We start from the raw sequence: 26,993 nt of genomic DNA, 5'->3' as shown, positions 1-26,993 counted from the left end.
TAGAGCACGGGGTGCTGCCCCGCACCCTGCACGTGGACGAGCCGACCTCGCGCGTGGACTGGTCGGCCGGATCCGTCCGGCTGGTGCAGGAGAACACCGACTGGCCACCGGCCCAGGACCGGCCGCGACGGGCCGGCGTCTCCGCGTTCGGCGTGTCCGGCACCAACGCGCACGTCGTCCTCGAACAGGCCCCGGACGAACCGCCCACCGCCCCGGACGCGCCCGTTCCCGAGCCGGCGGCGCTGCGCCTGCCGACCGGCACCGTGCCGTGGGTGGTGACCGGCCGCACGCCCGCGGCCCTGCGCGACCAGGCGCGGCGGCTCGCCGCGTTCGTGCGCGCCCGGCCCGGCACCGACCCCGCCCGCACCGCCGCCGCACTCCTCACCACCCGGTCCGTGTTCGAGGAGCGGGCCGTCGTGCTGGGCACCGGTCGCGACGAGCTTCTGCGCGGCCTGGACGCCGTGGCCGGCGGGCAGGTGCGGCCCGGTCTGGTCACCGGCTCGGCCACGGCCGGCCGCACCGCGTTCCTCTTCGCCGGACAGGGCTCCCAGCGGCCCGGTATGGGGCGGGAGCTGTACGACGGCCACGAGGTGTTCGCGGACGCCTTCGACGAGGTGTGCGCCCAGGTCGACAGCAGCCTCGAACGCCCCCTGCACGACGTCGTGTTCGGTCCGGATGCCGAGCCGCTGGACCGTACCGGGTACGCGCAGCCCGCCCTGTTCGCCCTCGAGGTAGCCCTGTTCCGGCTCGCGGAGTCCTTCGGCGTGCGCCCGGACGTCGTCCTCGGCCACTCCGTCGGCGAACTGGCCGCCGCCCACCTCGCGGGCGTGTGGTCCCTGGCCGACGCGTGCCGGCTGGTGGCGGCCCGCGGCCGGCTGATGCAGGCCCTCCCCGCGGGCGGCGCCATGGTCTCCCTGCAACTGTCCGAGGAGGAGGTGCTGCCCCTGCTGCAGGGCCGGGACGACCGCGTGGGAATCGCCGCCGTCAACGGACCGCGCGCCACCGTGGTCTCCGGTGCCGCCGAGGTCGTCGCGGACATCGCCGCACAGGTGCGGGCGCAGGGCCACCGGGCCACCGCCCTGCGGGTGAGCCACGCCTTCCACTCGCCGCTGATGGAACCGATGCTGCGCGACTTCCGCCGCGTCGCCGAGTCGCTGGAGTTCCACCCGCCGCGCCTGACCGTCGTCTCCGACCTCACCGGACGTCCTGCCGACCCGGAGGAGCTGACCGACCCGGAGTACTGGGTCCGGCACGTCCGGCACGCCGTCCGGTTCGCCGACGGCGTGCGCGCCCTGACCGGCCTCGGCGTCACCCGCTGCCTGGAACTGGGCCCCGACGGCACCCTGACCGCGCTGGCGGCGCACAGCCTGCCCCCGCAGGACGAGGTCCTCGCCGTGCCCGCCCAGGACAAGGACCGGCCGGGGCCGCTCGCCTTCGAGGCCGCGCTGGCCGCCCTGTACACGCGGGGAGCCGCCGTCGACTGGGCCGGCCGGGTCACCGGCACCGCGAACCCGCCGGTGCCTGCGGAGCCGCTGCCCACCTACGCCTTCCAGCGGCGCCGCGCCTGGCTGCCGGCCGCACCGTCCGGCGCCGCCGGGATCCGGGCCGCGGGACTCGGCGCCGCCCGGCACCCGCTGCTCGGCGCCGCCGTGGAACTCGCGGACACCGGGGGCGTGCTGCTGGCCGGGCGGCTGTCCGCCCGGTCGCTGCCCTGGCTCGCCGACCGGGAGACGGCCGGCGTCCCGCTGCTGCCCGCCTCCTTCCTCGTGGAACTGGCCGTCCGGGCCGGTGACGAGGCCGGCTGCGCCGCACTGGCGGACCTCAGCCTGCGTGAGCCGCTGGCCCTGCCCCGCCGGGGCGCGTTGCGGACCCAGATCGCGGTCGGTGCGCCCGACGACGGCGGACGGCGCACCGTGACCGTCCACTCCCGGCCCGACGACGACACGGCGGACCAGCCCTGGCGCTGCCACGCCGAAGGCACCCTGGCCGGCGCGGCGCGGCCCGCCGACGGCCCGGTGGACACCGGCGCGTGGCCGCCCGAGCACGCCGAACCCGTCGACGTGGACGCCCTGTACGACCAGCTGGCACAGCGCGGCCACTCGTGCGGCCCGGCCTTCCGCGCCGTGCGGGCCCTGTGGCGCCGCGGCGGCGACCTCTTCGCCGACCTCGTCGTCCCGGACGGGCCGCGCGAGCAGCAGGGCGGGGCGTTCGGTCTGCACCCCGTGCTCCTCGACGCCGCCGTGCAGACCGCCCTGTGCGCCGGGCCCGAACCGGGCGAGGGCCGGATCGTGCTGCCGGCCGACTGGCAGGGCGTGACCCTGCACGCGACCGGCGCGGGTGCCGCCCGGCTGCGGGTCACCGGAGCGGGCTCGGACCGGGTCTCGCTCACCCTGACGGACACCGGCGGCCGGCCGCTGGCCACCGTCGACTCCGTCGCCCTGACCACCGTCCCGGTGGCCGGGCTCGGCGCCGAAGCGCCGGTCGACGGGCTGTACGCGCTGGAATGGCAGCCGGTGTCCGGCCCGGCCGCGGAGTCCGGCGGCACCGGCCCGCGGACCGGGGAGTGGGCGGTGCTCGGCCCCGACGGAGCGGACCTCGCCGCCCACCTCACCGGGCAGGGCGTCACCGCGCGCGCCCTGCCCGGCCTGGACGCCCTGCGAGCCGCACTCGACGGCGGCGCGCCCGCACCCGCGACCGTGCTGCTGACCCTCGGCGAGGACGGCCACCCCGCCGACAGCGACGCCCTCGCCGCCGCGGCCCGCGAAGCCACGGCCGGCGTGCTGGCCACCCTCCAGGAATGGCTGGGCGAGGAACGCCTCGACCGGAGCCGGCTGGTCGTGCTCACCCGCAACGCCGTCGCGGCCGGCCCCGCCGACCAGGTGCCGAACCTCGCGCACGCCCCGGTCTGGGGACTGGTGCGCACCGCCCAGTCGGAGCACCCCGGCCGCTTCCTCCTCGTCGACCACGACACCCGCGCCACCCTGCCGCCCTCCGCCGTACGGGACGACGAGCCCCAACTCGCCGTGCGCGGCGGAACAACGCTCGTGCCCCGGACCGTCCGCGCGCCGCGTCCCGCCGAGACGGCGGCCCCGTTCGGCCCGGCCGGAACGGTGCTGATCACCGGTGGCACGGGAGCGCTGGGAGCCCTGACCGCCCGGCACCTGGTGACCGCACACGGCGTACGGCGCCTGCTGCTGGCCGGCCGGTCCGGCGCCGCGGCCCCGGGCGCCGCCGCGCTGCGGGAGGAGCTGACCGCGCTCGGCGCCGAGGTGGCCGTCGAGGCCTGCGACGTCGCCGACCGGGCGGCGCTGGCCGCCCTGCTCGCGTCCGTCCCGGCCGAGCACCCGGTCACCGCGGTCGTGCACACCGCCGGTGTCCTGGACGACGGACTGCTCACCTCGCTCACCGCGGACCGCCTGACGGAGGTCTTCCGCGCCAAGGCGGCCGCCGCCGCACACCTGCACGAGCTCACCTCGCACCACGACCTGTCCGCGTTCGTGGTGTTCTCCTCCGCGGCCGGTCTGCTCGGCAACCCCGGCCAGGCCAACTACGCGGCAGCCAACACCTTCCTCGACGCCCTCGCCCAGCACCGCCGGGCCGCCGGACTCCCGGCGACCTCGCTGGCCTGGGGGCCGTGGGAGAGCTTCGGCGGCATGACGGCCGGCCTCGACCCGGCGGTGACGGCCCGCGCCTCGGCCCACGGGGTGATCCCGCTCTCCGCCGAGCACGGCACGGCCCTCCTCGACGCCGGCAGCGCCACCGGGCGCGGGCTGCTGCTGGCGGCGCGCCTCGACGCGGGCACGCTGAGGACCCGCGCCGAAGCCGGCGAGCTGCCCCCGCTGCTGCGGGGCCTGCTCCGGGTCACCGTTCGCCGAGGCGCCGGCAGCGCCGAAGGGCAGGGCGGCGGATTCGCCGGGCGGCTCGCCGCACTGCCGCGCGCCCGGCGGCAGCGGGCGGTGGCCGACCTGGTCACCGGCCACGTCGCCACCCTGCTCGGCCACGACGGCGCCGACCCGGTGAACACCGGCAGACCCTTCAAGGAACTGGGCTTCGACTCGCTGGCCGCCGTCAACCTGCGCAACCGGCTGAGCCAGGAGACCGGGCTGCGGCTGCCCGCCACCCTCGTCTACGACCACCCCACCCCGGCCGCCCTCAGCCGCCACCTCGCGGCGGAGCTGGGCCTGGACACCGCCCCGGACAGCGGCGACGCCCCCGCCCGCCCGTCCGCCGACGGTGCCGGCGACGACCCCGTCGTGATCGTCGCCATGGGCTGCCGCTACCCCGGCGGAGCCGACTCGCCCGAGGCGCTGTGGCGGCTGGTCGCCTCCGGCGCCGAAGGCCTCGGCCCCTTCCCCACCGACCGAGGCTGGGACCTCGACGCGCTGTACGACCCGGATTCCGACCGCCCGGGCACCACCTACGTCCGCGAGGCCGGGTTCCTCCACGACGCCGCCGAGTTCGACGCCGAACTGTTCGGCATCTCGCCCCGCGAGGCCCTGGCCATGGACCCGCAGCAGCGGCTGCTGCTCCAGACCTCCTGGGAGGTGTTCGAGCGGGCCGGGGTCGCGCCGACGTCCCTGCGCGGCAGTCGCACCGGCGTGTTCGCGGGCGTCACCTACCACGACTACGCCTCCGGCATGCAGATGGGCACCGCGGGCAACGTGGCGGCGGGCCGGGTGTCGTACGCGTTCGGGCTGGAGGGCCCTTCGGTGGCGGTGGACACCGCCTGCTCGTCGTCGCTCGTCGCCCTGCACCTGGCGGCGCAGGCCCTGCGGGCCGGCGACTGCGAGCTGGCCCTGGCCGGCGGCGTCGCGGTCATGTCGCGGCCCGACCCGTACGTCGCCTTCAGCCGGGAGCGCACCCTCGCGGCCGACGGCCGGTGCAAGCCCTTCTCCGCCGACGCCGACGGCACCAACTGGGCCGAGGGCGTGGGCCTGCTGCTGCTGGAGCGGCTGTCCGACGCCCGCCGCAACGGCCATCCCGTGCTCGCCCGCCTCGCGGGCAGCGGCGTCAACCAGGACGGCGCCTCGAACGGACTGACCGCGCCCAGCGGCCCCGCCCAGCGGCGGCTGCTGCGCCAGGTACTGGACTCCGCCGGGCTCGCCCCCGCCGACGTGGACGCCGTCGAGGCCCACGGCACCGGCACCCCGCTCGGCGACCCCATCGAGGCCGCGGCCCTGCTCGCCACCTACGGGCAGAACCGCGAACAACCCCTGTGGCTCGGCTCCATGAAGGCCAACATCGGGCACACCCAGGCCGCCTCGGGGGCCGGCGGCGTCATCAAGATGATCATGGCGATGCGCCACGGCGTGCTGCCGCGCACGCCGCACACGGACCGGCCCTCCCCGCACGTCGACTGGGCCGCGGGAGCCGTGCGGCTGCTGCGCGAGGACGTGCCCTGGCCGCGGGGGGAGCGTCCGCGCCGGGCCGGCGTGTCGTCCTTCGGCATCAGCGGCACCAACGCCCATGTGATTCTCGAAGAGCCGCCCCGGGACGGCGAGCACGGCGTCGACGGCACCGGAACCCCGGTCGATGCCCAGGCCGTCGACGGCAGCCGCCCCGGGGCCCACCCGCTGCCCGGCGGCGTCCCGCTGGCGCTGTCCGCCCGCGGCCCCGAGGCGCTGCGCGCCCAGGCGGCCCGGCTGCGCGGCTTCCTGGCCGCCGAGCCGCGGCCCCGGCTCCTCGACGTGGCCCTGTCGCTGGCGGCCACCCGGTCGGCGCTGGAGCACCGCGCGGTCATCACCGTGACCGACCACGACACCGCGCTGCGCGCCCTGGAAGCCCTGGCGAGCGGCACCGCCCCGGACGGCGAGGCGGTGACCGGCACCACGGGCACCGGGCAGGCCCAGCCGTCCCTGGCCCTGGCCTTCCCGCCCCCCGACCCCCGCTGGACCGCCGGCGCCGCCCGGCTGGCCGGCTCCTGCCCGGTGTTCGCCGGGACCCTCGAAGCCTGCGGACGGGCCCTGTCCGCCCAGGTCGACTGGACACCCGCCGACGTCCTGGCCGGACGCACGGAACCCGACTGGCAGCGGCGCCCCGCGATCGCCGGACCGCTCGGCTGGGCCGTGGCCGTCTCCCTGGCCGCGCAACTGCGCGCCTGGGGCATCGAACCGGCGGCCGTGACCGGACAGTCCCACGGCGAGATCGCCGCAGCCTGCGCCGCCGGGCTGATCCCGCTGGAGACCGGCGCCCGGCTCGCCGTCCACCACAGCCGCCCCACGGAAGCGGCCGCGCCCCCGGTCCGCTTCGACACCGCCGGGATCCCGTTCGCCTCCGCCGCGGCCGGCGGCTGGCTGGACCCGCAGGAGCGGGCCGGGGCCGAACGGTGGGCCGCGGCGGCGACCGGGGACGCCGAGGCGGCGCTGCGCGCACTGCTCGACGCCGGGCACCGCACGATCGTCGTCGTCGGCGCGCAGGCCCCCGGCACCGACACCGGCGCGGACCTGCTGCCGCTCGGCGGTCCCGACGGCCCGGAACCCATGGCCCTCCTGGCCCGGTTGCACGTCCGGGGCGCCGACATCGACTGGCCGGCCGTGTTCGCCCCCACCGGAGCCCGACGGGTGCCGCTGCCCACCTACGCCTTCAGCCGCCGCCGCTACTGGATGCGCGCCGAGGCCCCCGCCACGACCGCGCCCGAAGGTCCGGCGCAGCGGCATCCGCTGCTGGACTCCTGCGTCGAACTGCCCGAGCCCGGCGCCCTGTTGCTCACCGGCAGCCTCTCCGCGGCGCAGCTGCCGTGCGGGACCGTCCCGGCGGCGGGCGGACCGGTCGCCGTCCCCGGACCGGTCCTGCTCGAACTCGCCCTCCAGGCCGGTGACCGGGCCGGCTGCGACCGCGTCGCCGAACTGACCACGCAGACGCCCCTGGTGCTACCCGAGGGCGACGAGCTCCGGCTGCGGGTGACCGTGGGCGAGCCCGGCCCGGCGGGGGAGCGGCCCCTGCGGATCCACTCCCGCCCCGCCGGCGCCCTGCCCGGCACCGCCTGGACGCTCAGCGCCCGCGCCGTCCTGTGCGCCGACGAGGCCGCCGCCTCCTGCGACCTGGAGCTGTGGCCGCCCGCCGGGGCGCAACCGGTCGCCCTCGACGCCCTGCCCGCCCCCGAGGGCCTGCGGGGCCTGTGGCAGCGCGACGAGGACCTGTTCGCCGAGGTCGCCCTGGCCCCCGAACAGCAGCCGCAGGGCGAGCGGTACGCCGTGCACCCGGCCCTGTTGGACACCGCGCTGCGCGCCCTCCCCCTCGCCGGGGAGCGGGCGTTCGGCGAGGCGCCGTCGCCCGATTCCTGGCACCAGGTCGCCCTGTACGCCGAGGGGGCCACCGCGCTGCGGGTCCGGCTGACCCGGACCGGCACGGACACCGTGGCCGTCGAGGCGGCCGACGACACCGGCCTGCCCGTCGCGTCGGCCGGCGCGCTGCGGCTCGCCCCCGGCGGACCCGCCCGGCTCACCGCGGCCCGCGGCGGCCCCGTGTTCCGCCTGGAGTGGCCCGAGACGCGCTGCGAGCCGGTCCGGGCCAAGCCCCGCTGGGCACTCGTCGGCCCCGACGTGCTCGGCGCCCGCGCGGCCCTGATGAGGGCGGGCGTCTACACCGAGGCCCACGACAGCCTCGCCGCCCTCGCCAAGGCGCTCGACTCCGAGGGGGCCGCCGCCCCCGAGGCCGTGCTGACCGGGCTGCTGCCCGGGCCCGACGACACGAGCCGGACGGTCCGGCACGCGGCCGAACTGGCCGGGGAGTGGCTGTCGGACGAGCGGTTCGCCGACATCCGGCTGGTGTTCGTGACCCGCGGCGCGCTCACCGCCGTGGACGGCCCCGAGGCCCCGCATGCTCCGGCAGCCGCCGTCTGGGGGATGGTCCGCTCTCTGCAACTGGTCGACCCGGGCCGGCTGGTCCTGGCCGACCTCGACGGCGCCCGGGCCTCCTGGCGTGCCCTGCCCGCCGCGCTGTCCCTGCCGGAACCGCAACTGGCCCTCGTCCGCGGCACGGTGCGGGTGCCGCGGCTCACCGCCGTACCGGCCCGCTCGGGCGGCAGCCGCCGGCCCACGGCGGCGCCCGGCACGGTCCTGGTGACCGGGGCCACGCGCCCCTCCGGCACCGCCGTGGCACGGCACCTGGTGTCGGGGCGGGGCGTGGGCCGGCTCCTGCTGGCCGACGCGGGACGCACCGAGGCGCTCTCCGCCCTCGCGGCCGAACTGACCGCGGCGGGCGCGGAGGTGACCGTCGCCGACTGCGACCTCGCCGACCGCGGCGCGGTGGACGCGCTCCTGCGCTCGGCATCCGCCGGCCGGCCGCTGACGGCCGTGGTGCACGCGGCGCGGCTGCCCGCGCCGTCCGACCGGGCCGATGCCGAGGAGACGCTGCTGGAGCGGGAGTTGAGGGCGGCGCAGCACCTCGCGGAGCTCACCGGGCATCAGGAACGCGGCGGGGCGGTGCCACTGGTCCTGCTGTCGTCCGCGGCCGGCACGCTGGGCACCGCGGGACGGCGCGGCGAGGCGGCGCTCGGTGCCTTCCTAGACGCCCTCGCCCTGCGGCGGCGCGCCCAGGGCCTGCCGGGCATGTCGGTGGCGTTCGGGCCCTGGGACGGCGACGGCGGCGCGGCGGGCGTCCCGCCCGCGGGCCTGGCGCCGCTGAGCCGGTCCGCCGGCCTCGGCCTGTTCGACACCGCCTGCGCACTCGACGTCCCGGCCGCCGTGCTGTTCCGCCCGGATCCGGCCGCCCTGGCCGGCCGGCCGGACGAGGCGACCCTGCCAGCACCGCTGCGCGCACTGGCCGGACGGCCGCCCCGCCGCCGGGTGGGGCAGGGCGGTGGCGACGGCGCTCTCAGCGCCCTCCGGCGCCGCCTGGCCGGTCTCACCGAGCAGGAGCGCCGGACGGTCCTCGTGGACCTCGTCCGCGCGGACGTGGCCGCCGTGCTCGACCACCCCTCGCCCGAGGCGGTCGACGCCACCCGTGCCTTCCGGGACATCGGCCTGAACTCGCTCACCGCCTTCGCGCTGCGCAACCGGCTGCGCGCGACCACGGGCCTGCGGCTGCCCGCCGCCCTGCTGTTCGAGGTCGACACCCCCGGACGGCTGGCCGCCCACCTCGAGGAAGAACTCCTGCGCCCGTGACCCGAGCACCGCGTCCCGGCCCGGCCCGACCCACGGCACATCAGCCCACGGCACACAAGCCCGCGACACCCAAGGAGAACAGCCACACATGAAGACGGACGGCGTCTATGTCGACACGGTCGGGGTGTACATCCCGGACCGGTGGGTGAGCGTCGAGCAGGCGGTCGAGGAGGGGCTCTACGACGAGTACTCCGTCCAGTACGGCACCGGGCTCACCGCCGCCCACATCGCGGACGACCTGCCGGCGCTGGACATGGCGGTCTTCGCCGCCCGGCAGGCGTTCGCCCGGTCCGCCCGGGACGTCGAGGACCTCGACTTCCACGCCCACTGCACCGCCGTGCAGCACGGCCCCGAGGGTTTCTACCCACCCGGCTACGTGCTGCGCGAACTGGGCGCGAGCGGGGTGCCGAGCACGGACGTGCGCCAGCACTCCAACGGCCTGCTGGCCGGCATCGAGACCGCCGTGGGACAGCTCACCGGCGCCGCGGGCGCCGAGACCGCGCTGGTCACCGCGGCGGAGAACTTCACCAGCCCGCTGATCGACCGCTGGACGGGCTTCGGCACCGGCTTCACCGCCAGCGACGGCGGCGCCGCCGTCCTGCTCAGCGGCGAGGGCGGCTTCGCGGCGCTGCGCGCGGTGAACTCCGGCACCCTGCCCGAGCTGGAGCAGTGGCACCGGGGCGAGGAGTCGCTGCTGCCTTTCCGGGGCGAGCAGCGCAAGGCGTCCGGCACGATGGATCTGCTGACCTACTTCAACCAGCACGTCATGCCGCTCGACAAGTGCATGGAGATGATCCGTGACTTCGAACTGGACCTCGTGCACCGGTCGCTGGTCGACGCGGGGCTGAACGCCTCCGACCTGCGGTGGGTGGTGGCGGCCAACAGCGACTCCCGGATGATCGACCAGATGAAGATGCAGCCGCTGGGCCTGCCGATGTCCCGCTCCACCTGGGACTTCGGCAAGCAGTACGGCCACATGGGAGCCTGCGACATGGCGGTCTCCCTCAACCACCTGCTGCTGGGCGGCCTGCTCTCCCCGGGCGACCACATCCTGATGACGACCTCGGCGTCCGGCTGGGTGTCGACCTCGGCCGTCCTCACCGTGCTCGCCGTCCCGGACTGGGCCCGGGAGAGCCCGGCCTCCTGAACACGGGCACCCCCGCCGCGGGGCGGCGGGCACACGAACGGCCCGGCACCGGTGAGGTGCCGGGCCGTTCCCGTGCGCTCAGTCCTCGCGCGTGGCGTACACCATCGAGTAGCGGAAGACCTCCGGCAGGTTCGCCGCGCCCTCCACCGTCACGGTGAAGCCCTGGGCTTCGAGGATGCCCCGGACCGCGTCCAGCCGGCCGTCCAGGTCCTGCACCTCGACGACGCTCTGCCGCACCCGGCGCCAGTCCGCCGCTTCGAGGCCCTCCATGACCTCCAGCTCCGCGCCCTCCACATCGATCTTCAGCAGGTCGACGGGGCCCTCGGGCGCCCAGTCGCGCAGGGCGTCGGACAGCCGGCGCACCTCGGCCTCCACCTCGACGCCGGCCATGATGCGGTCCACGGCCTCCTGGCCGATCTGCGCCACGGTCAGCTCCTGACCGACCTTCTTCTGCTCCGGGTACCGGGTGGAGTTCCCCGGCAGCGCGGGGTAGAAGGTGAACCGGACCCGCTCCTCGGGCTGCCGGCCCAGCGCCGCGCGCACCACCTCCACGTCCTTCGCGCCGTGGCTGTCGAGGTTCTCCAGCAGCGCCTGGTGGATCGTGGGGATCGGCTCGAACGCCAGGATGCTCGCGCCCGGGAACTCCCGCTTGACGAACAGGGAGAACAGGCCCACGTTCGCGCCGGCGTCCACGATCCGCGCGGAGTCGGAGAGCCGGATGCCGTGCTTGAGATAGGCGCGTTCGACGAAGATCTCGTTGTAGATGAAGTCGACCTCGGAGAACAGCGCGCCCTCCGACTGCGGCACGAAGACGGAGAACCCGTCAGCGACCCGAACTGACCTGATGTCGGTCATGAATGCTCCCTGAGCCGTGGAATTGCTGCCCAGTGTGGCCTGCGGAACTCCAGCAATCTCCTAGACTTCGGCGCCCGGCGGCGGACTCAGGCGTCCCGGCCGCGCAGCACCAGGTACCCGCCGAGCACGGCCGCGGCGACCCACAGCAGCATGATGACGAGGCCGCCGCCCGGCCCGTAGGGCACGTCCGGGTTGCGCACCACCCGCGCCATCGCCTCACCCGCCTGGTCGGGCAGGTAGTGCGCGACCTTCTTCGCCCCGGGGACGGAGACGAGGATCTGCGTGACGAGGAAGAAGAACGGCATCAGCACGCCCATGGACAGCATGGAACTGCGCAGCATCGTGGCCACGCCCATCGAGAACACGGCCATCAGGGTCATGTAGAGCCCGGCGCCCAGCGTCGCGCGCAGCACGTTGTGCGCGCCGATGGTGGTGCTGTGCGCACCGAGCGCGGCCTGCCCGGCGAAGAAGGTCACGAAGCTGGTGACCATGCCGACGACGAGAGCGGCCCCGGAGGCCACCAGCAGCTTGCTGGAGTAGAAGACGCCGCGCCGCGGCACCGCCGCCAGCGAGCTGCGGATCATGCCGGTGCTGTACTCGCCGCCGATCACCATGACCCCGAAGGCGATCATCGCCAGCTGGCCGAGGACGCCACCGGTGAAACTGGTGCCGGCGGGGTCGAAGGCCAGCTTGTCCTGCCGGGAGAGATCGTCGTACCGGGCGTTGGACAGGGCGCTGACCAGCGTGCCGAAGGCCACGGTGACGGCGAAGGCGGCGAACAGGGTCCACGCCGTGGAGCGGACCGTGGTGAGCTTGGCCCATTCCGAGCGCAGGGCCGCGACGGGTGCGGACATGGTTCAGGACTCCGTTCGCGTGGTCTGCGGCGCCGCGGGAACGCCGTTCGGGGCGGTGCTCGCGGCCGGCGGCCCCGAGCGGTACTCGGCGGACTCACCGGTCAGCGCGATGAACGCCTCCTCCAGGGAGGCGTGCCGGGGGCTCAGCTCGTGCAGCGGGACACGGTGCTCCAGCGCCAGTTCGCCGAGCCGCTCCGAGGGCGCACCGGTCACGTCGAACGCCCCGGAGGCGCTCTCGGTGGCCGTGATGCCGGCGGCGCTCAGCACATCGCGGAACTTCTCCGGTTCGGGGGTCCGGACGCGGACCGAGGACCTCGAGTTGCGGTCGATGAACTCCTGCATGCCGGTGTCGGCGAGCAGCCTGCCCCGGCCGATGACGATCAGGTGGTCGGCGGTCAGCGCCATCTCGCTCATCAGATGGCTGGAGACGAACACCGTCCGGCCCTCCCCGGCCAGCCGCTTCATGAGGGTGCGGACCCAGTGGATGCCCTCCGGGTCGAGGCCGTTGACCGGCTCGTCCAGCATCACGATCTCCGGGTCGCCGAGGAGCGCCGCCGCGATGCCGAGCCGCTGCCCCATGCCCAGGGAGAAGCCCTTGGGCCGCTTCTTCGCCACCGGGGCCAGACCGACCTCCGCGAGGACCTCGCCCACCCGGGTCAGGGGTATGCCGTTGCTGAGCGCAAGGCACCTGAGGTTCTGGAAGGCGCTGCGCCCGCCGTGCATGGCCTTGGCGTCCAGCAGCGCGCCCACGTGCCGCAGCGGCTCCTGGAGCCGGGCGTAGGGCCTTCCCCCGATCAGCACCCGCCCGGAGGTGGGGCGGTCCAGACCGAGCATCATCCGCATCGTCGTGGACTTGCCCGCTCCGTTGGGCCCGAGGAACCCGGTCACACAGCCGGCCCGGACCGTGAAGGTGAGGTTGTCGACCACCACCTTCTCGCCGTACCGCTTGGTCACTCCCGCAAGCTCGATCATGCCGCCCACGCTAGGCGGAGCAGCTTCCTCCGGTCCGGCGCCGGGGCAAATGTCTAGGGGTTCTCGCAGGCGCACCGCACGGCCGGGAGCCGTGGCCGCGCCCGACGTGCCGTCAGGCCCGCGACAGGCCCGTGTAGTACGGCAGGTAGGCGTCCAGCAGCGTCTCCAGGTACGCCTCTTCCGGCGTGGCCCGGAAGTCGGGCACGAAGCGGCGCAGCCGCCGCAGGGAGGCCCGGGTGACCGCGGGAGGGCCGGGCCGCCGGATGTGCCGGGCCCTGGTGCCCAGGCGCCGCTCGATGGCCGCCACGATCGACTCCACCGGCTGCGGGACGCCGGAGGCCACGTTCAGCACCTCACCGCTCACGCCGTCCTGCAGGAGCCGCCCGACCGCGTGCAGCAGGTCGCGCACGTCCAGGAGATCCCTGTGCGCGCCCTGATGGACCGTCACCTCGTGGGCGGCGACGCTCCGGACGAGGGTGGGCAGCAACTGGTGCGGCCGCTGGTGTCCGCCCACCACATGGCTCAGGCGCAGGATCAGGTACTCGGTGCCCGAGGAGCGCACCACGCTCTCCAGGGCCAGCTTGTGCCGGCCGTAGGTGTTGGGCGGCCGTACCGGATCCGTCTCGGCGGCCTCCTCGTCCCGGAAGCCGTACATCGCGAAGGAGGCCGTGGAGAAGAACAGCAGCCGCCGCCCGTCGCGTGCGCAGTCGTCCAGCGCGTCGTACAGGGCCTGGGCCTCCCGGTCGTACTCGGCGGGAGCGGTGGCGGCGGTGCTGGAGACTCCGCAGGCCAGCGCCGTCACGTCGGGGAAGCGCGCGCCGAAGGCGGCCGCCAGGTTGCGGCCGAGGAAGCCGTCACCCACGATCCGCACGACGGGCCCCCGTCTCCACGGACACGACTCCGTGCGCAGCGAGCGCGTCGCCGGCTGACGGCAGGCCGGTGGTGGCCCCCGGCACCGCGCGCAGGGCGGCGACCAGGGTCCGTGCCTGCACGTTCAGGTAGTGGCTGTACTTCAGCAGCTCACCGAGCTGCCGGGGAGTCACCCACAGGTAGTCGTCCGGGACGTCGACGGGACCCTCGTCGTCGGTCTCGACGATCAGGTAGCGGTTCTGGGCGTGCAGGAACCGGCCGCCCTCCTCCGACAGCACGGTGTCGAACAGGATCCGCTCCGGCCGGGCCCGCTGCACCAGGTCCAGGAAACGGGGGCGGGCGGACGCCGGCAGGTGGGCGTAGTTCTCCGGGGTGCACTGCACGGTGGGGCCGAGCTCGATGACGTCCAGGTATCCCGGCTCCACCCGGGCGTGCACCAGGCAGTGCGGCACACCGTCGATGCGGCGCACCAGCATCGCCACCAGGCCGGTGCCGTGCGGTTCGAGCAGCGGCTGCGACCAGGACGCCACCTCGCGCCGGTCGGAGACGACGTCCACGGGCACGATGCTGAAGTACAGGCCGCGCTCGTGGAAGATCCGGTCCTCACCCAGGTGCCAGCCGTGCCCCTCGACCTCGCGCAGCGGCACCAGGTCCGCGGTGACCTCCCGCTCGCTCTGCTGCGCGGTGATCCAGTTGCGGACCGCCACGTCGGAGTGCAGGGCGGGGGCGGCTCCCTGCTCGTGCTGCCAGTCGGGCAGACAGGACAGCACCGTACGGGCGTCCATGTTCACCAGGTTCTCGTACCGCAGCAGCGCGTTGACCTGACGGAGCGTCAGCCAGCAGAAGTCCTCGCCCGCCTCCACCTCGGGCCCCACTTCGACGATCATGTTGCGATTGCGTTTGCAGAAGAACCACGAGCCCTGCTCGGACTGGAGCGCGTCCGCCAGCAGCCGGTGGCCCCGCTCCCGCGGCTCACGGAAGCACTCCAGGTACGGCACCGAGGAACCGCCGTGCACCCGCGTGTAGTTGCTCTTGGTCGCCTGCACGGTCGGTGACAGCTGCACCCCGTTGACGTTGCCCGGCTCGGCCTTCGCCTGCATCAGGCAGTGCAGCACGCCGTCGATCTCGCGCACCGCCATGCCGAGGATGCCGATCTCCGGCTGCCGGATGATCGGCTGGCTCCACTGCGGTACCGGCCCGAAGTCGGTGCTCACCCGCAGGCCCCGCACCGCGAAGAAGCGCCCGCTGCGGTGCTCCAGGTCACCGGTGTCCGGGGCGAAGCGCCAGCCGGACAGTTCCGCGAAGGTGGTGCGGCGCACCTCCTGGCTGTGCCGCGGGCGGCGCTCGTCCAGCCAGTCGAAGAACTCGACGTCGGACATCGCCTCGCCGCCGGTGGCCGTCGCCGAGCGCGCCAGCCGTTCGGTGAGGAGCGCCTCCGTCCTGGACCCGGGGCCGGTCGCGTTGAGCTGGGACATCACTGCCTCTTTCGAATCGATGTCGGCCCGCGGCACCCGCCGCGGACGGGGGATCCGGGCCCTTCGCCGGACCGGACCGCACCCCCGCGGGCCCGGCACGATCCGCACGAGCGGCCCTAGGGGAACGAAGGGGGAGGACCCGGAGGCGTCGCACTCTCGGTCACGCCGGCCACGATCGGGTCCGCGGCCGCCCGGGCGCCGGCTCCGGGGCCCGCGGGGCGCGCGGGCGGGGCCAGGGCGGTCAGCACCATTCCCTCCCCGACCAGCCACCGCCCCCTGAGCACGGCGCCGCCGACGGTCTCCGCGAAACCCGGCGGGACCGGCACCAGCAGCCGGGCCGAGAAAGAGCCCCGCACCGAGCCCGCAGCACCGGGCTCGGGGGTGAAGCGCAGCCGGGCCTGGTCGAATCCGAGGGGCCGGCGGGCGAGCGGGAACCAGACCTTGTACACCGACTCCTTCGCGCTGAACAGCAGCCGGTCCCACGGTACGCCCGGCACCGCGCCGCCGAGCCGGGTCAGGGCGGCGCGCTCCTCGGGCAGCGACACCGCCTCCAGGATGCCGTCCGGCAGCGGGGCGGCCGGCTCGGCGTCGACCCCGAGCGCGGCCAGGTCCGTGGCGCGGGCGGCGGCGGCCACCCGGTAGCCGTCGCAGTGGGAGATCGCCCCGACGACGCCCGGCGGCCAGCACGGCTCGCCCCGCGGCCCGGACGGCAGCGGCGCCGCCGCGAATCCCAGCGCGGCCAGCGCCAGCCGGGCGCACCGCCGGCCGGTCGCGAACTCCCGCCGTCGGCCGGCCACCGACCGCGCCACCAGCGCCTCCTCCTCCGGGAACAGCGGGGGCTCCGTCAACTCGCCCCGGACCTCGGCCACCGCGGCCCGGTCCGGCAGGAGCCGGCGCATCAGCGACGTCATCGGGCACCTCGTCGGGGAAGGATCTCGCGCAGCAGCGGATCGGGCATCCCGCGGACCTGCCACTCGCGCGGGTAGCCCAGCGACACCTCGCGGTGCGGCACCCCGTCGTGCCAGGTGGTCCGGGGGATGTGCAGATGGCCGTAGACGACGGTGGCCGCCCGGTACCGGCGGTGCCAGTCGTGGGTGGCCGCGGTCCCGCACCACAGCGCGAACTCCGGGTACCGCAGGACGCGGGTGGGCTCGCGCACCAGCGGGAAGTGGTTCACCAGCACGGTCGGCAGGTCCGGCGGACAGCCGTCCAGCCGCTCGCGGGTGTACGCCAGCCGCGCCCGGCACCAGGCCGCCCGGTCCGGGTGGGGGTCGCTGTGCAGCAGGAACTCGTCGGTGGCCACCACCCCGGCCTCCTCGGCCCGGGCCAGCGCGTCGGCGGCGCCGGTGGCACCCGGCGGCAGGAACGAGTAGTCGTACAGGAGGAACAGCGGCGCGATCACCACCGGCCCGTCCGGGCCGGCCCACCGCACGTAGGGGTCCTCCGGGGTGAGCACGCCGAGCGACCGGCACAGTTCGACCAGAGCGTGGTAGCGGGCCGTGCCCCGCAGCTGGACCGGGTCGTCGGGGTGCGTCCACAGTTCGTGGTTGCCGGGCACCCACACGACGGTCGCGAACCGCTCGGCCAGCAGCCGCAGCGCCCACTCGACGTCCGCGGTCAGCTCGCCGACGTCACCGGCGACGATCAGCCAGTCGGAGGGATGGGGCGGGCGCAGCTCGCGCACCACGGCGCGGTTCTGCTCGTAGGCGACGTGCAGGTCGCTGACCGCGAAGAGCCTGCCGCCCGGGTCACGGCTCACCGCTGTGCCGCCTCGCCGGTCGCGGGCCGCGGCTCCGGGATGGTGGGCATGGGAACTCCTCGTGCAACGTCCGGAGCGTCGGTGGGTGTCCGGCGATCAGCTTTATGCCACCGGCCCGCGCGCCCGCACAACGCGTCACCGCCCCGCGGGCGCAAGTACGGGGGAAACGCCCAGTCTTCGGCCCGCCACTGCGGTCCGGCGCATCCTCGTGGCGGATAGTGGCGGCAGACCGCACGAGCGGGCCAGTGCCCCCGGAGTTCTGATCATCCAGCAGAGGACGGACGAGCAGCGTGAGCGTTTCCCCCGCCGACGACGGCCTGTGGTGCCGGCGCTTCCACCCGGCCCCCGAGGCCGCGCACCGCCTGGTCTGCTTCCCCCACGCGGGTGGCTCGGCCAGTTACTACCACCCGGTCTCCGCGGCCCTCAGCCCGCGCGTCGACGTCGTCGCCGTGCAGTACCCGGGCCGCCAGGACCGCCGCAACGAGCCGCTGATCGACGACGTCGGCACCCTCGCCGACCAGGTGCACCACGCGCTGCGCGGCTGGGACGACCGCCCGCTGACCTTCTTCGGGCACAGCATGGGCGCCCTGGTCGGCTTCGAGGTGGCCCGGCGCTTCGAGCGCGAGGGACGCGGCCCGGTCCGCCTGTTCGCGTCCGGCCGCCGCGCGCCCTCCCGCCACCGTGACGACAACGTCCACCGGCGCACCGACGACGGCATCATCGCCGAGGTCCGGGCGATGAGCGGCACCGACGACCGGCTCCTGGGCGACGACGAACTGATCCGGATGATCCTGCCCGCCCTGCGCGGCGACTACCGCGCCGTGGAGACCTACCGGTGCGAGCCGGGCGCCACGGTCGACTGCCCGGTCACCGCGCTGGTCGGCGACAGCGACCCGAAGACGACGGTCGACGAGGCCCGGGACTGGCAGCAGCACACCACGGCGGAGTTCGACCTGCACGTCCTGCCGGGTGGCCACTTCTACCTGAACAGCCGCGCGGCGGAGGTGCTGAAGCTGCTCGGCGAGCACTTCGCCGCCCGGCCCGCGCAGCGCCTCTGAACCGGCGCACCGGCTGCGGAGACGAGACCCGCACGGGGAAGGACGGAGGAAGGACGACCGTGAGCACGACGCACGACATCGCACTGGTGCGCGTCGAGCGGGGAACGGCCGGCGAGGAGGAGCTCGCGGCACTCACCGCCCTGCTCCTGGCCCGCGCCGCCGCCACGCGCGACCCCGGGCCCGGCACCGGCCGGCGTGACCGGCGCGCGGCCCGGTGGAGCCGCCCGGAGCACTTCCCCCGCTACCGGTCGCCACTGAGCTGGCAGGAGGGGGTGTGACCGTGCGGCCGCCCGCCGGTCCCGGGACGCCCTGCCGTCCGGTCCCCGGCCGTCCGGCGAGGCTGGGCCGCGCCCTGCGTCAGGCCGCGCCCTGCGGGCGGACCTCCTCGGCCGACGCGGGGTGTCCGCCCGCGGGGTCGAGCAGGCCCGCGTTCTCCAGGGCGGTCGCCAGACCCGGCCGGCCCGAGGTGGACATCTTGCGGTAACAGCTCGTCAGGTGCTTCTCCACCGCCCGGCGCGAGACCCCGAGCGCGTCGGCGATGGCCTGGTTGGTCAGGCCCTGCACGGCCATCCGGGCCACCAGCCGCTCCGCGGACGTCAGCTGCCCCCGCGCCGGGACCGCGGGCCCCGCCGGCCCCAGCATCTCCTGCGCCCGGGCGGCGACGGCCGCCGCCCCGCACTCCACGGCCAGCTCGTACGAGGTGCGCAGGGCGGCCTCCGCCTCGGCGGCATGGCACGGCGCCACCGCTTCGGCGAGGCGCAGCAGCACCGTCGCGCGCGCGTGCAGATCGGCCGACCCCTCCAGGACCCCGGCGGCCTCTCTGAGCAGTGCCGGCGCTGCGGCCGGACCCGCGACCACCGCCCGCAGCGCCAGCGCACGGCCCAGGGCGGACGGGGCACCCCAGCGGCGGGCCTGCTCCAGGTACTGCTCGCTCAGCTGTCCGGCCCGCTCGTGCTCGCCCGTCCGGTGCAGCGCGCGCGCCGCCCAGTACGCCGTCGGAGCCACCAGCGGATTGCACCAGCCGGCCCGCCCCAGCGCGTACCCGGCGTCCAGGTAGTGCTCCACCGCCGTGCGCGGCTCGTCCCGCGACTCCGCCTCCACGCCCCGGACCAGGGTCAGCAGAGCGGCCAGCTCGCAGTTCTCGTACAGTCCCCGGAAGCGGTCCGGCACCGAACCGACCAGCTGCGGCTCCCGCCCCCGCAGCGCCACCATGACGAGGGACGTCGCCGACAGCATGCTCACCTCCTCCGGCCCGACCACCGAGCAGGCCCGCACGGCCCGTTCCCGGGCGGCGGCCAGCCGGCCCTGGGCGAGCAGGACCAGCGCCTGCTCGGCGAGGACCACCGACTCCTCGAGCCGTCCGCCGCGGCGCACCGCGTCCGCGAGCGCCTTGTCCAGCCAGGGCATCAGCCCCGCAACCGAGTCCGCGGCGGCCGAGACCGGCACCAGCAGCGGCAGCATCGTGTGCACGTGGGCGGCCGACGCCGGTTCGTGGTCCAGCACCCTGCGGGCGAGCTCCCCGACCCGTGCCGCGGACATGCCGACGGAGACCGTCGCCGCGTGCAGCAGGGCCACCAGCAGCTCCCGCTGGTCCCCACCCGCGGTCTCCGGCCGCTCGCCCAGCCCGGCCAGGCAGTCCGGGGCCGACGCGAGCACCGCCGGATCGTTTTCGCACAGGTAGTGCAGCCGGGCCCGCAGCCGCAGCTGCAGCGAGCGGTGGGCGGCCGGGAGCGCGCCCGCGGTCGCCAGCTCCTCCGCCGTCCGGCGCAGCAGATCGGCCAGCGACAGCAGCGTGGCACCCGGCGCCACCGGGGTGAGGGCCACCAGTGCCTCCGCGCGGGCCAGGGCGCCGGGCAGCAGCGGGAAGGCCTGCGCGACGTGCCGCACGGCCACCGACGGGGCGAAGCTGCGCTCCACGGTGGCCAGTTCCACCAGCAGCCGGGCGCGGGCCGCGCTGTGCGGCGGGACGTCCCGCAGGGCCCGCCGAAGATACCGGGCCGCTGCCTCCGGCGCCCCGCGCCGCACCGCTGCCTCGGCGGCACGCCGGAGCACGGCCAGCGCGTCGTCGTCCAACTGCGCGGTACAGGCCAGCAGATGACCGGCGACCCGCTCGGGGGCGCCGCCCCGATAGCGCAGCAGCGCGGCGGCCCGCAGGTGCAGGCGGTTGCGTTCGTCGGGTGCCGTGCTCTCGTCGACCACCTCGTGGACCGCCCGGTGCGCGAGCCGGAGGGCGTCCTCCCGGGGGACCAGCGCCAGCCGGCGCAGCCGCCACAGGCTGTCGTCGAGGTCCACCGGGTCCAGTCCGGCCAGTTCGCCCGCCACCTGCGGGTCGGCGTCGTCCCCGAGGACCATCAGCGCCCGGGCCGCGGCGAGCACGGAGGGCGGTTGCTGCCGCAGGCACAGCAGCAGCCGGCGGCGCAGCGCCGGCGGCACCAGCGCCGCCACCGCGGGTGCCTCGTCCGCCACCGGGGTGACACCCCGGGTCTGGCACTCCTGCAGCAGCGACACCAGGTACAGCGGGTTGCCGCGGGTGGCCTCGTGGCAACCCGCCGTGAACTCCGGGTCCGCCGTCACGCCGAGACGCTCCGAGATCAGGTCGCCCACCGCCGCCGTGCCGAGCGGAGCCGGCAGGAGCGTGTGCTCGGCGGCGGCCAGCGGCAGGACGCCGGGCGGTTCCGCGGCGGGTGCGCCCTCGCACACCGTCACCGCGACCAGGATGCCGCGCTGCGTCACCTGCTTCACCAACCGGTCCAGCCATTGCAGGGATTCCTCGTCGGCACAGTGCACGTCGTCGACGAGCAGCACCGGCACCCGGTCGTGGCTCATGTGCTCGACCATCGACAGCAGGGCGCGCACGGTCGTCGCGGAGCGCTGCCGGGGCGACTCCGGGTCTCCCTGGAGGAAGGCGAGGGCGGGTCGTGCCGGACCGGAGCACCACCGGCTGACGAACGAACCGGAGGTGAGCACCGGCTCCAGCAGCTGGCGGGTCACCCCGAGCGGGAGGTCGCGTTCCGCCGGGGCGGCGTACGCCCGCATCACCAGGGCACGGGGCGCCGCCGCCGGCCCGGTGGCCAGCCCCGCGGCCAGTTCCCCGATCTCGTTCAGCAGGGCCGACTTGCCGATTCCGGGCGGCCCGCTGATCACGATCAGGGATCCGCTGCCGTGTCCGGCGAGCCGGAGCGCCTCGGCCGCCACCTTCAGTTCGTTCTGCCGCTCGAGCAGCATGCCAGCGGCCTCCTTGCGGTGTGGTTGAGCATGGGGGGTGAGTGTGTGTGGCTTCGTGAGCCGGGGGTCAGGTCATGGGTGTGTCCGTCGCTGCGGGGGCCGAGGCCGGTGAGGCGGTGCCCGCCCGCGCGCGCCGGTGCAGTCCGGCCGTCTCCTTGACGACGAGGGCCTGGGCGAGGCGCCGGGCCGCGGGCGTCCGGCCGAGCCGGCGCAGCGCGCGCTCGGTGAACCTGGCCGCCTGGGGCGCCGGGGTTCCCAGGCTCCGGCGCAGCTCGGTCCAGGCCGGTGCGGAGTCGGTGCCCCAGTGCTCGGCGAGCCGCAGTTCCTCGGCGAACAGCGCGGCCGCCCGGTCCTCCTCACCGCAGCCCAGGTGGGCCAGGGCCGCCAGCGAACGCCACGCCAGCAGCGCCGGGTTGAGCCACCCGCGCGCCGCCAGACGCCGGCCGCACTCCTCGGCCTCGGCCAGCGCCCGGCGCGGGTGCCCCTGGCAGAGGAGGACCTGTGCACGGCTGTACAGGAGCTCGATCCAGGCGGTGCTCTCCTCGGCACCTGGAGGCGGCTCCTCGGCGGCCAGCCGGTCGGCCTCCTCGTAGCACTCCCGGGCGAGCAGCACCCGGATCTGCGCCGCCCGCAGCGCGGCCAGCCGAGCCGGGTCCCACACCGCCGGAGGCACCAGCGAACGGCAGGCGGCGAGGTCGTGGGTGGCGGTCTCCGCGTCACAGGCCCGCAGGTTCAGCTGCGCGCGCAGCAGCAGTCCCGACGCCACCAGGGCCGGGCTGCCGCGCTGCCCGGCTTCGGCGAGCGTGACGTCCAGAGCGGTGCGCGCCGTGCCGTGCGCGTCCGCGAGGGACAGCACGCGGCAGGCGGTGAACCGGGGGAACAGCGGACCGTCGAGCGGCGCCCGCAGCACCTGACGGCACATCTCGCGCACCGCGCACGCGTCTTCACTGCGCATCGCCTTCTGCCACGCCGCGACGGCGAGCGCGGCCGGAGGCGTCTCGGGGGCCGCCGGGACGTGCCCCGCCGCCCCGGTCCGCGCAGCCGGGGCCACGGTGCCGTGCGGGGAGACGGCCCGCGGTCCGGAGTCCTCGGCCGTCGGCGGTTCCGCGCGGCGTCCGCCGCCGTCCCACCACAGGGCCAGGTCCGCGGGCGCGGGCAGGGGTTCGCCGCGGGCCAGGACCAGGTCGGCGGTGGCCGCGCGCAGGCGGGGCCGGGGCTCCGCGCCGGACAGCAGCTCGGCGATCCTCAGTTCGGACGCTTCCGGCGCGGTCATCGCGTACGCCTCGGCGGCCTCCAGCAGCACCTCGGCTCGCTCCACGGGAACCAGGGGTTCGCGCAGCGCGCGCTCCAGGTACTCGGCCGCCTCGGCGTGCCGGCCGCACGCCAGCCGGTGGCGTGCGGTGTGCCGCAGGACCGCGGGCACCCAGGGGTCTCCCAGCGGCACGGTGTCCAGCAGCAGCGGCGCCAGGTCCTCCTCGGCGGCGTCGCAGCGGTGTGCCCAGCGGGCCGCCTCGGCGTGCAGCCGCCTGCGCTCGTCACTCCGCAGGCCCGCCAGCACGGCGGTCGTACGGTCCGTCAGCGCCGGCCGCGGCGGATCACCGAAGTCGATCAGGCCCTGAACCCGTAGGGCCCGCAGCGCGCCCGGCAGTTCGGCCTCGTCGAGGCCCACCACCGCGGCCACCCGGTCCACGGGCACCAGTCCCCGGCAGACGCACAGCCCGCGCAGCAGCGCGAGCGGTCCCTCCGCCAGCGGCGCGGCCGACTCGGCCGCCAGTTCCGCCCGGGCGTCGTCGGCATGCCGGGCGAACGCCGTCCGCAGCGCGGCGGCGGACATCGTGCCCGGTTCCCGGCGCAGCTCGTCCAGGATCCGCCGCAGCAGCCGGGGACTGCCCTGGCTGAGCTGCGCGGCCCGCTCCCACCAGAGGCTGTCGGGTGCGGCGGGAGCCGGCAGGCCCGTCGCCTCGGACATCGCCCGCACCTCCCGCGCGCCGAGCGGCCCCAGCTCCAGCAGCACGCCCCGGCCGTCCTGGCTGAAGGCCGCCTGGTCGACGAGCGAGGCGCAGGCGTCGGGGAACTCGCCGCGGGCGCTGGTGACGGTCAGCAGGACGCCCAGTGGTGCCGAGCCGAGCCGGCGCAGCAGTCCCGAGATCACGCGCACCGACTCGGGGTCGGCCCACTGCACGTCGTCCAGTGCGAGCAGCGTCGGCCGGTGGGCGGCCGACAGCAGACCGCGGCACCACCCCGCCACGAGGGCCTCCGCGGACCGCTCCGCGTCCTGGCCGGCGCCGTGCGCCGTGGCCCGGGGACGCGCCTGCTCCACGAACCCGTAGGAGGTGCGCGAGGAGGAGGCCGAGCCCAGCGCGGTGAGCACCTGGACACCGGCGGCCCGGGCGAAGGACATGCCGCGCCGCAGCAGCCGGCTGCGTCCGCTGCCCGGGACGCCGTGGATCACCGTCACGCCGGCGTGACCGGCGGCGAGCCGGGTCATCATGTGCAGCAGCGCCGCCTGTTCCGTCTCCCGCCCGTACAGCGGCGCGAGTTCGTCCTGGGCGGCCCGCTCGCGCAGGGCGCGACCGCTGGGCTCGGACGGCGGGCGGGCGGCGGAACTCATCGCGGCTCACCCCCCGCCCGGCAGGCACTGTCACCGGGCGAGCCCCGCAGTACCCCCGCGAGGTCCTCCCGGCGGCTCACCCCGAGCTTCTGGAAGGTGTGGGTCAGGTGCAGTTCGACGGTGCGCCGGGTGATGTAGAGCGCTTCCGCTATCTCCCGGTTGGACCGGCCGGCCATCGCCATCAGCGCGACCCGGCGTTCCCGTCCCGTCAGGGCGTTCCCGGGGTGCCCGGTGCGCCGGTGGGGCCGCCCGCCCGCCTCGGCCAGGCGGCGCCGGACGCCGTCCGCGGTGGAGCCGGCGCCGCATCCGGTCATCAGGTCGAGCGCGGTCCGCAGCCGGGGCCGGGCCGAGCGGGGATCGCCCGTGGTGAGCAGCGCCCTGCCCAGCGCGTACTCGGCGCGTGCCCGCAGCAGCCGCGCGGGGGACGCGGCGAAATGGGCGCAGGCCTCGTCGAGCAGCCGGTGTCCGTCCGGGCCCGGCGTGGCCAGCCCCCGGGCGAGGGCCGCGAGCCCGGCGCCGCGCGCGGTGTCCCAGCGGGTGACGAGTTCACCGGCCTGCGCCGCCACCTGCCGGGCCTCAGCGAAGCGGCCCATCTCGGTCAGCAGGTCGGCCGCCTCCAGCCACCAGGGCAGCAGCACCGGGGACTCGGCGCGCCCGGGGCCCAGTGACCGGCCGCTGCAGCGCAGGGCGACCAGGGCGCCGGGCAGGTCTCCGTGCGAGCGCCGGACGGCGGCCCGGGACCACCAGTACATGGGCTGGCACCACCAGTACATGGGCTGGACGTCGCTCAGCGTCCCCAGCCCGGTGCCGTTGACCTGGGACAACATTCCCTGTGCCGCGGCGGCCCGGCCGCGCTGGGCGAGCACGTAGGCGAAGACGACCGCGGCGGACACCGTGCCCGGGGTGCGGTCGCCGCGGCGCGCCCGTTCCACGGCCTGCCGGGCGTCGAGTTCGGCCGCCGGCAGATCACCCGTGCCCGACCGCAGCAGCGCCCGGACGGTCAGGGCCATCGCGCGGCTCAGGCCGGGTCCCCGGTGGTCCGGGCGGCCCAGGATCCGGTCGAGGGTGCGCAGCGCCTCGGAGGTGCGGTCGGCGAGGGTCGCCAGGACCGCGGAGGCGATCAGCGACAGGTCATCCAGCGGGGTGCCGGGGTCCCCGGCCGTCGTCACGACGGCTCCGTCGGGCAACGGTGCGGGGTGGCCGCTCAGCACGGCCAGCGCCGCGTCGGCGAGGCGCAGGCGGCGGTCGGCGGACGCGCCGCCGGGTCCGGCGTCCTCGGGGGAGCGCTCTCCGGGACGGCTGGTGCGGCCCTGCCGCAAGGATCCGCTGAGCAGCATGGCGGACTCCAGCGCGGGCCGGCAGTCCTCCGGGACGGTGACGGCGTCGCTGCCGGGCGCGCGGTCCAGTACTTCCGCGAGCAGCCTGGCCGCCTCGTCGCCGTCGCCGAGCGCGATGAAGGCGTCGGCGTACCGCAGCGCGGCGTCGGCGAGTTCACGTCCGTCGGCGCTGGTGCCGAGCAGCACCCTCAAGTGGGGCAGGGCGGCGGCGGGTTCCGTGGACGTGAGGGCGCGGGCCAGCCGGGCGCGGATCTTGCGCACCATGGGGGCGTCCTGCCCGGCACCCAGGTCGAGCGCATGGGACAGGTACCGTACGGCGCGGTCGGGTGACTTGGCGTCGAGGGCGGCGCTGTAGAGCGCCTGGAGCATCCAGGGCTCGGCGTACGGGACCCGCAGGAGCACGTCGGCCACCTGGCCCGGTGGCCGTCCGGCGTCCTCCAGCAGCCGGGCGGCGCGCGCGTACAGGGGTATGAGGTCGTCGCCGTGGCCGTCCGCGGTCTCCCCGGTCGCGCCGTCGGGGAGGCCGTCGGACGGTGCTCGGCCGTCACCCAGGGGGAGGGCGTGGTGTTCGGCGAGGTGGGCCAGCGCACGGCGGACGGCCGGCAGCGGGACCCGGATGAGTTCGCTGACCAGGTCCGCGTCGGCGCAGCCCAGGACGGCCACCGCCGAGAGGACCGCGGTGGCGGAACCCGGCAGCCGCCCGGGCGCCGGGGACGGGTGCCGCGCCGGCGTCCGCCGGTTCTCCGCGCCGCGCAGGGCGGCCTGCCGGTCCGCGAAGGCGTGCACGGCCGCGGGTACCGCCCGGGTGTGGTGCAGGCAGCGGCGGAGCAGGGCGGCGTCGGGGTGGCGGCCCAGTCTCCGGCGCAGCAGCTCGGCGACGTCGCCGGCCGTCAGGGGCTGCAGGTGCTCCACGTGCCAGGGGTGGTGGGCGAGCAGCAGCGACAGCGCGGCGGGTTCGGCCGTGGCCGGACTGGGGACGGTGATGACCGCCAGTACCGGCCGGCCGCCGGACCTGCGCAGCACGTAGTCCAGGGCGTGGAGCGAACGCGGCCGTTCCAGGTGCGCGTCGTCCATGGCCAGGACGACGGGCCGCTCGCGGCCGAGCTCCCCGACGGTCTCGTGGAGCCGGTGGCGGGTGACCGGGCCGGTGCCCAGCGGTGACCGGCGCGCGGGGGAGGGGCCGGCCGGTGCGGAGCCCGGCGCGACGCGCCAGGTTCCGTCGAGGCGGTCCGTCTCCAGCACCGACGACCGGGGCGCCGCTGCCGCGCAGAAGGCCCGCAGGAGCGCGGTGCGGCCGATGCCGGCGGGCCCCGTCAGCACCGTTGCCCGGGCCGGTCCGGAACCGGGCGCGGGGATGCTCCGCAACAGGTCCGAGAGTAAGGAGGTTGTGCCCACGAGCGGTTGGGCCGGTGTCGTGCCCGGGGTCGGGCGGGGGCACGACTGAGCCGGAGCGAGATTCACGGTGCCACCGAATGTTCTGTGGGGACGGACACTTGATGGGCTCGGACTGGGGGAGGGGGGCTGGGAATTGCCGCCGCCGGGCGTCCGGGATGGCGTGCGAGGAGGCGCACTTGTCGCTTTGTGAGCGGAATCCGGCACCTGGGGTCGGTTGTGCGTCGGTCACACGCACAACACGGCTGATTATAGCCGCCAGTTGTGTTCCGCGTGTGAATGCCGGTGCATCCCCCGAAAGTCCGCTCGGGCGCCGCCGGGCCGTCGACGGGGT

The 26,993-nt window shown here is 76.1% G+C and carries 14 protein-coding genes; 4 read left to right on the top strand and 10 right to left on the bottom strand.

What is annotated here, in order from left to right:
• Positions 1 to 9,104 (top strand): type I polyketide synthase (locus tag AQJ66_RS25480; RefSeq protein WP_159052640.1); only part of this gene is annotated, 9,104 nt, incomplete at its 5' end.
• An 88-nt stretch (positions 9,105 to 9,192) separates the two neighbouring features.
• Positions 9,193 to 10,251 carry a ketoacyl-ACP synthase III family protein gene (locus AQJ66_RS25475; protein ID WP_061926640.1) on the top strand — a complete coding sequence of 353 codons (1,059 nt, stop codon included), beginning with the start codon at positions 9,193 to 9,195 and terminating at the stop codon, positions 10,249 to 10,251.
• Positions 10,252 to 10,329: 78 nt separating this feature from the next.
• Here the strand turns inward: AQJ66_RS25475 and AQJ66_RS25470 are convergent, their stop codons facing one another.
• The 7 genes from AQJ66_RS25470 to AQJ66_RS39760 form a co-directional block, all read right to left on the bottom strand.
• Positions 10,330 to 11,106, bottom strand: coding sequence for an FkbM family methyltransferase (locus tag AQJ66_RS25470; protein ID WP_061926638.1), 777 nt, complete (start codon positions 11,104 to 11,106; stop codon positions 10,330 to 10,332).
• Positions 11,107 to 11,192: 86 nt separating this feature from the next.
• A complete protein-coding gene (locus tag AQJ66_RS25465) occupies positions 11,193 to 11,960 on the bottom strand; it encodes an ABC transporter permease (protein WP_061926636.1) in 768 nt (255 codons plus the stop codon).
• Between the two features lie 3 nt (positions 11,961 to 11,963).
• A complete protein-coding gene (locus AQJ66_RS25460; RefSeq protein ID WP_061926635.1) occupies positions 11,964 to 12,932 on the bottom strand; it encodes an ABC transporter ATP-binding protein in 969 nt (322 codons plus the stop codon).
• Positions 12,933 to 13,044: 112 nt separating this feature from the next.
• Positions 13,045 to 13,803: an NAD-dependent epimerase/dehydratase family protein gene (locus AQJ66_RS25455; protein WP_061926633.1), complete on the bottom strand. Its 759-nt coding sequence runs from the start codon at positions 13,801 to 13,803 to the stop codon at positions 13,045 to 13,047.
• Entirely contained in the window at positions 13,787 to 15,277 is a 1,491-nt protein-coding gene (locus AQJ66_RS25450) for an NDP-hexose 2,3-dehydratase family protein (RefSeq protein ID WP_063804085.1), read from the bottom strand. Before AQJ66_RS25450 ends, AQJ66_RS25455 begins: the two co-directional genes overlap by 17 nt.
• A gap of 116 nt (positions 15,278 to 15,393) precedes the next feature.
• On the bottom strand, positions 15,394 to 16,188 hold the full coding sequence (locus AQJ66_RS25445; RefSeq protein ID WP_208611453.1) for a 4'-phosphopantetheinyl transferase family protein: 795 nt from the start codon (positions 16,186 to 16,188) through the stop codon (positions 15,394 to 15,396).
• A complete protein-coding gene (locus tag AQJ66_RS39760; protein ID WP_061926631.1) occupies positions 16,185 to 17,036 on the bottom strand; it encodes a metallophosphoesterase family protein in 852 nt (283 codons plus the stop codon). Before AQJ66_RS39760 ends, AQJ66_RS25445 begins: the two co-directional genes overlap by 4 nt.
• A gap of 290 nt (positions 17,037 to 17,326) precedes the next feature.
• On the opposite strand from AQJ66_RS39760, the gene AQJ66_RS25435 reads away from it, so the two are divergent.
• Positions 17,327 to 18,094 carry a thioesterase II family protein gene (locus AQJ66_RS25435; protein ID WP_061926628.1) on the top strand — a complete coding sequence of 256 codons (768 nt, stop codon included), beginning with the start codon at positions 17,327 to 17,329 and terminating at the stop codon, positions 18,092 to 18,094.
• A 59-nt stretch (positions 18,095 to 18,153) separates the two neighbouring features.
• A complete protein-coding gene (locus tag AQJ66_RS25430; RefSeq protein ID WP_061926626.1) occupies positions 18,154 to 18,372 on the top strand; it encodes an acyl-CoA carboxylase epsilon subunit in 219 nt (72 codons plus the stop codon).
• Positions 18,373 to 18,451: 79 nt separating this feature from the next.
• On the opposite strand, the gene AQJ66_RS25425 is transcribed toward AQJ66_RS25430, so the two are convergent.
• From AQJ66_RS25425 to AQJ66_RS25415, 3 genes are all read right to left on the bottom strand, one after another.
• Positions 18,452 to 21,319: an AAA family ATPase gene (locus tag AQJ66_RS25425; protein WP_061926624.1), complete on the bottom strand. Its 2,868-nt coding sequence runs from the start codon at positions 21,317 to 21,319 to the stop codon at positions 18,452 to 18,454.
• A gap of 67 nt (positions 21,320 to 21,386) precedes the next feature.
• Complete coding sequence (locus AQJ66_RS25420) at positions 21,387 to 23,930, bottom strand: AAA family ATPase (RefSeq protein ID WP_061926623.1); 2,544 nt, start codon at positions 23,928 to 23,930, stop codon at positions 21,387 to 21,389.
• On the bottom strand, positions 23,927 to 26,632 hold the full coding sequence (locus tag AQJ66_RS25415) for a LuxR C-terminal-related transcriptional regulator (RefSeq protein ID WP_159052639.1): 2,706 nt from the start codon (positions 26,630 to 26,632) through the stop codon (positions 23,927 to 23,929). Before AQJ66_RS25415 ends, AQJ66_RS25420 begins: the two co-directional genes overlap by 4 nt.
• Positions 26,633 to 26,993 lie beyond the last annotated feature (361 nt).

This window comes from Streptomyces bungoensis (genome assembly GCF_001514215.1).
Lineage (GTDB): Bacteria > Actinomycetota > Actinomycetes > Streptomycetales > Streptomycetaceae > Streptomyces > Streptomyces bungoensis.
The sequence above is the reverse complement of the archived record's forward strand: the minus strand, read 5'-3'. Positions and strand labels throughout refer to the sequence as shown.